This window comes from Advenella incenata, from assembly GCF_004217095.1.
GTDB lineage: Bacteria > Pseudomonadota > Gammaproteobacteria > Burkholderiales > Burkholderiaceae_B > Advenella > Advenella incenata.
Map to the genome: position 1 here is coordinate 1 of NZ_SHKO01000008.1, position 6,308 is coordinate 6,308.

Here is a 6,308-nt window from a genome sequence, read left to right on the forward strand (position 1 = left end):
CGCCCAAAGCACAAACGCCCCGCAATGATTAAATTGCGGGGCGTTTGAAGGAATAAAAAGCCTGACGATGACCTACTTTCACAGATGTCCATCCACTATCATCGGCGCAAAGGCGTTTCACTGTCCTGTTCGGGAAGGGAAGGAGTGGGTCCACCTTGCTATGGTCGTCAAGCGTAAGCTGGTATGGCTTAGCGCTAGCTGGTTGCTATGCGTTAGCAATTTGGAAGAAGCACAAGCTATATGTATTCGGCGGGGCAGATGAGTCAATCTTGCGTTGGTGATTGATTTTGCTGCAATTTACTTCAGTTTTTTGAACGACACTCAACCGCTATGCTCAGCGCAGTCGTAGAACCATGACTTAACATGTCTACTTATAACCTGCAGAGTTATAGGATCAAGCCGCACGGGCAATTAGTATCAGTTAGCTAAACGCATTACTACGCTTACACACCTGACCTATCAACGTCCTGGTCTCGAACGACCCTTCAGGGGGGTCTAGCCCCCGGGATACCTTATCTTCAGACGAGTTTCCCGCTTAGATGCCTTCAGCGGTTATCTCTTCCATACATAGCTACTCGGCAATGCCATTGGCATGACAACCGATACACCAGAGGTATGTCCACTCCGGTCCTCTCGTACTAGGAGCAGGCTCCGTCAAGTATCCAACGCCCACGGCAGATAGGGACCAAACTGTCTCACGACGTTTTAAACCCAGCTCACGTACCTCTTTAAATGGCGAACAGCCATACCCTTGGGACCGGCTACAGCCCCAGGATGAGATGAGCCGACATCGAGGTGCCAAACACCGCCGTCGATATGAACTCTTGGGCGGTATCAGCCTGTTATCCCCAGAGTACCTTTTATCCGTTGAGCGATGGCCCTTCCATTCAGAACCACCGGATCACTATGTCCTGCTTTCGCACCTGTTCGACTTGTCAGTCTCACAGTCAAGCACGCTTATGCCATTGCACTATCAGCACGATTTCCGACCGTACCTAGCGTACCTTCGAACTCCTCCGTTACACTTTGGGAGGAGACCGCCCCAGTCAAACTGCCCACCATACACTGTCCCCAACCCGGATAACGGGCCTAGGTTAGAACCGCAAACAAACCAGGGTGGTATTTCAAGGTTGGCTCCCTACGATCTGGCGACCGTAATTCAACGCCTCCCACCTATCCTACACAGGCCGGTTCACAATTCAATGTAAAGCTACAGTAAAGGTTCATGGGGTCTTTCCGTCTAGCCGCGGGGAGATTGCATCATCACAAACACTTCAACTTCGCTGAGTCTCAGGAGGAGACAGTGTGGCCATCGTTACGCCATTCGTGCAGGTCGGAACTTACCCGACAAGGAATTTCGCTACCTTAGGACCGTTATAGTTACGGCCGCCGTTTACTGGGGCTTCGATCAAGAGCTTGCACCCCATCACTTAACCTTCCAGCACCGGGCAGGCGTCACACCCTATACGTCCACTTTCGTGTTAGCAGAGTGCTGTGTTTTTAATAAACAGTCGCAGCCACCGATTCTCTGCGGCCCATTCGCGCTTTAACACGCTACTAGGGCATACCTTCTCCCGAAGTTACGGTATTAATTTGCCGAGTTCCTTCTCCTGAGTTCTCTCAAGCGCCTTGGAATATTCATCCCGTCCACCTGTGTCGGTTTGCGGTACGGTCATTGTTAAACTGAAGCTTAGAGGCTTTTCCTGGGACCACTTCCTATGACTTCACGAATAAATTCGCTTCGCACCAATACCTTGAATTACGCGGCCGGATTTACCTAACCACCTTCTCAGTACCAGTCACGGGTACAACCAATCACCCGCTCACATTTCGCAATCCGTCCCCCCATCGCATTTAACAATGGTGTTGGAATATTAACCAACTTCCCATCAGCTACGCATCTCTGCCTCGCCTTAGGGGCCGACTCACCCTGCGCCGATGAACGTTGCGCAGGAAACCTTGGACTTACGGCGAGGGAGCTTTTCACTCCCTTTATCGCTACTCATGTCAGCATTCGCACTTCTGATACCTCCAGCAACCGTCTCCAGCTGCCTTCACAGGCTTACAGAACGCTCTCCTACCGCTCGTGATAAATCACGAACCCGCAGCTTCGGTATATTGCTTAGCCCCGTTACATCTTCCGCGCAGGACGACTCGATCAGTGAGCTATTACGCTTTCTTTAAAGGGTGGCTGCTTCTAAGCCAACCTCCTGACTGTCTATGCCTTCCCACTTCGTTTCCCACTTAGCAATATTTAGGGACCTTAGCTGGCGGTCTGGGTTGTTTCCCTCTTGAGTCTGGACGTTAGCACCCAGTGCTCTGTCTCCCGCGCTGTACTTGCCGGTATTCGGAGTTTGCCATAGTTTGGTAAGTCGCCATGACCCCCTAGCTATAACAGTGCTCTACCCCCGGCAGTAATACGCGAGGCACTACCTAAATAGTTTTCGGAGAGAACCAGCTATTTCCAGATTTGTTTAGCCTTTCACCCCTATCCACAGCTCATCCCCTAATTTTTCAACATTAGTGGGTTCGGTCCTCCAGCACGTGTTACCGTGCCTTCAACCTGGCCATGGATAGATCATCTGGTTTCGGGTCTACACCCAGCGACTAAATCGCCCTATTCGGACTCGCTTTCGCTACGCCTTCCCTATTCGGTTAAGCTTGCCACTGAATGTAAGTCGCTGACCCATTATACAAAAGGTACGCAGTCACCCCACAAGGAGGCTCCTACTGTTTGTATGCACACGGTTTCAGGATCTATTTCACTCCCCTTCCGGGGTTCTTTTCGCCTTTCCCTCACGGTACTGGTTCACTATCGGTCGATCACGAGTATTTAGCCTTGGAGGATGGTCCCCCCATATTCAGACAGGATTTCACGTGTCCCGCCCTACTTATTCGACGCCTAGTACCACAGCAAAGATTTCGTCTACAGGGCTATCACCTGCTACGGCCGGGCTTTCCATCCCGTTCAACTACCAATGCTGCTATCTCGTCAAGGCTGTTCCGATTTCGCTCGCCACTACTTTCGGAATCTCGGTTGATTTCTTTTCCTCGAGTTACTTAGATGTTTCAGTTCACTCGGTTCGCTTCACTGTACCTATGTATTCAGTACAGGATACTGTCAAAGACAGTGGGTTCCCCCATTCGGATATCTACGGATCAATGCTTATTTGCTAGCTCCCCGTAGCTTTTCGCAAGCTATAACGTCCTTCATCGCCTGTGATCGCCAAGGCATCCACCATGTGCACTTAGTCACTTGATCCTATAACACTAAAGGCTATAGGAATTTACTGCTTCGTCTACACAGTGCCTTTTGAATTCACTGTATAAACATGCTGAGTTTTTGCGTTTGTGTGCCGTTCATCAATGTCATTCCTCACTCTCAAATCCACTCGCATCCTGAAGACCAGAATAAATCCTGACCCACAACATAAAAGCGCATTCGATCATGAAGCTTGAGTTAATAGAACTTCATAAAATAATGCAATCACAACCCAATTTTTCATCGTTTACTTACCCGACCCTGGTGGATCGTATAAGTACCCTTTGAATACTTTAGTTGTGCTTCTTCCAAATTGTTAAAGAACATATACAGCCAATAATGCTTTACTTCACCACCCTCATTCGGGTAAACCCAAACTCGAGAGGATCAGTATTTTAGCACCTTCTTTCTAAAAAAGAAAGCACTTAAATTCTGTGTGTTCGTCAATAAGAACGTGTTTTATGTACATGTGGCGCGCCACCGGGCAATCATGCTTTCACAATCAATGTGTCACAATCATTATTGGTGGAGGATGACGGGATCGAACCGACGACCCCCTGCTTGCAAAGCAGGTGCTCTCCCAGCTGAGCTAATCCCCCAACAAACCTGTTTGGTGGGTCAAGTTGGAATCGAACCAACGACCCCCGCCTTATCAAGACGGTGCTCTAACCGACTGAGCTACTGACCCAACTTCACATCAGTCAGCAACCGCTCGTGATCACCAGGCGCCAGTAGCGCTCATCAATCACTCGCAAAGCCAACCCCAGCGAAACCTGATTGTTCATCCATATACAAAGCCGCTCGCATCAAACCATCATTGATAATCAATAACAATTGATACAAACTCAACTTCGTACACAGACCGCTGTACTCGTTCTTATTAACAACCGATAAGCGTGGACGCTTTCGCTTCGTGCGCTTCGCTCTTAAAGGAGGTGATCCAGCCGCACCTTCCGATACGGCTACCTTGTTACGACTTCACCCCAGTCATGAATCCTACCGTGGTAATCGCCCCCCTTGCGGTTAGGCTAACTACTTCTGGTAAAACCCACTCCCATGGTGTGACGGGCGGTGTGTACAAGACCCGGGAACGTATTCACCGCGACATGCTGATCCGCGATTACTAGCGATTCCGACTTCATGCAGGCGAGTTGCAGCCTGCAATCCGGACTACGATCGGGTTTATGAGATTAGCTCCACCTTGCGGTTTGGCAACCCTCTGTCCCGACCATTGTATGACGTGTGAAGCCCTACCCATAAGGGCCATGAGGACTTGACGTCATCCCCACCTTCCTCCGGTTTGTCACCGGCAGTCTCATTAGAGTGCTCAACTAAATGTAGCAACTAATGACAAGGGTTGCGCTCGTTGCGGGACTTAACCCAACATCTCACGACACGAGCTGACGACAGCCATGCAGCACCTGTGTTCCGGTTCTCTTGCGAGCACTCCTAAATCTCTTCAGGATTCCAGACATGTCAAGGGTAGGTAAGGTTTTTCGCGTTGCATCGAATTAATCCACATCATCCACCGCTTGTGCGGGTCCCCGTCAATTCCTTTGAGTTTTAATCTTGCGACCGTACTCCCCAGGCGGTCAACTTCACGCGTTAGCTGCGCTACTAAGCCCCGAAGGGCCCAACAGCTAGTTGACATCGTTTAGGGCGTGGACTACCAGGGTATCTAATCCTGTTTGCTCCCCACGCTTTCGTGCATGAGCGTCAGTATTATCCCAGGGGGCTGCCTTCGCCATCGGTGTTCCTCCACATATCTACGCATTTCACTGCTACACGTGGAATTCCACCCCCCTCTGACATACTCTAGTTCGGTAGTTAAAAATGCAGTTCCAAGGTTGAGCCCTGGGATTTCACATCTTTCTTTCCGAACCGCCTGCGCACGCTTTACGCCCAGTAATTCCGATTAACGCTTGCACCCTACGTATTACCGCGGCTGCTGGCACGTAGTTAGCCGGTGCTTATTCTTCAGGTACCGTCATCAGTTCCGGGTATTATCCGAAACCTTTTCTTCCCTGACAAAAGTGCTTTACAACCCGAAGGCCTTCATCGCACACGCGGGATGGCTGGATCAGGGTTTCCCCCATTGTCCAAAATTCCCCACTGCTGCCTCCCGTAGGAGTCTGGGCCGTGTCTCAGTCCCAGTGTGGCTGGTCGTCCTCTCAAACCAGCTACGGATCGTCGCCTTGGTAGGCCTTTACCCCACCAACTAGCTAATCCGATATCGGCCGCTCCAATAGTGAGAGGTCCTAAGATCCCCCCCTTTCCCCCGTAGGGCGTATGCGGTATTAGCCACGCTTTCGCGTAGTTATCCCCCGCTACTGGGCACGTTCCGATACATTACTCACCCGTTCGCCACTCGCCGGCAAAAGTAGCAAGCTACTTTCCCGCTGCCGTTCGACTTGCATGTGTAAGGCATCCCGCTAGCGTTCAATCTGAGCCAGGATCAAACTCTTCAGTTTAATCTCTGTTTAATTGCCATTTAACTGTTTAAATAGGTAAATGGTCGCTGCTTCACTCAAAAGAAATAACGTTTATAGTGATATAAACCTTACTTCTGTATTTCAAGTGAGCGCCTAAAATATATATTGTTAGCATCACAATCTAACCAGGTACCCCCGGATAGACCATGTTGCGCACTCATTCCAAGCGCCCACACTTATCGGCTGTTAGTTGTTAAAGAACATTTCTTCTTAGCTCCCACTGGAGTAAGCGGTGACATTGCGCTGTCACATTCGGCGTTCATACTAGTTATAGTAAGAATCGCATACCGCTAAATTCTGTACTGCTTTACTACTTTCTCTTATCTTGCCGCTGTCACACTGTTGTGTGTCATCAGCAGAGAAACGAGATTATGAAGCATCTGGTTTTTGTTGTCAAGGCTTTTTTGCAACAGCTCGAAAATTTCTTTTCTCACTCACTTCAAAAATTCCCTTCAAACTCACTACAAAACCACTTCACTTCTCAGTAGTGTAGCCCGCTATTATGAACCACTTAGAAACAAAAAGCAAGAACTATTTTCACTTTCTACTTCTTC

2 tRNA genes and 3 rRNA genes are annotated in these 6,308 nt (G+C 49.4%); all 5 read right to left on the reverse strand.

Going from position 1 to position 6,308, the window contains the following annotated elements:
- Positions 1 to 59: 59 nt before the first annotated feature.
- Positions 60 to 172, reverse strand: a 5S ribosomal RNA gene (gene rrf / locus EV681_RS22405).
- Between the two features lie 218 nt (positions 173 to 390).
- A 23S ribosomal RNA gene (locus tag EV681_RS22410) occupies positions 391 to 3,262 on the reverse strand.
- A gap of 523 nt (positions 3,263 to 3,785) precedes the next feature.
- Positions 3,786 to 3,861 (reverse strand) — tRNA-Ala (locus EV681_RS22415).
- A gap of 12 nt (positions 3,862 to 3,873) precedes the next feature.
- Positions 3,874 to 3,950, reverse strand: a tRNA-Ile gene (locus EV681_RS22420).
- Between the two features lie 240 nt (positions 3,951 to 4,190).
- Positions 4,191 to 5,733: ribosomal RNA gene (locus EV681_RS22425) — 16S ribosomal RNA — on the reverse strand.
- Together the 16S, 23S and 5S rRNA genes with 2 tRNA genes alongside form the textbook arrangement of a ribosomal RNA operon.
- Between the last annotated feature and the right edge of the window lie 575 nt (positions 5,734 to 6,308).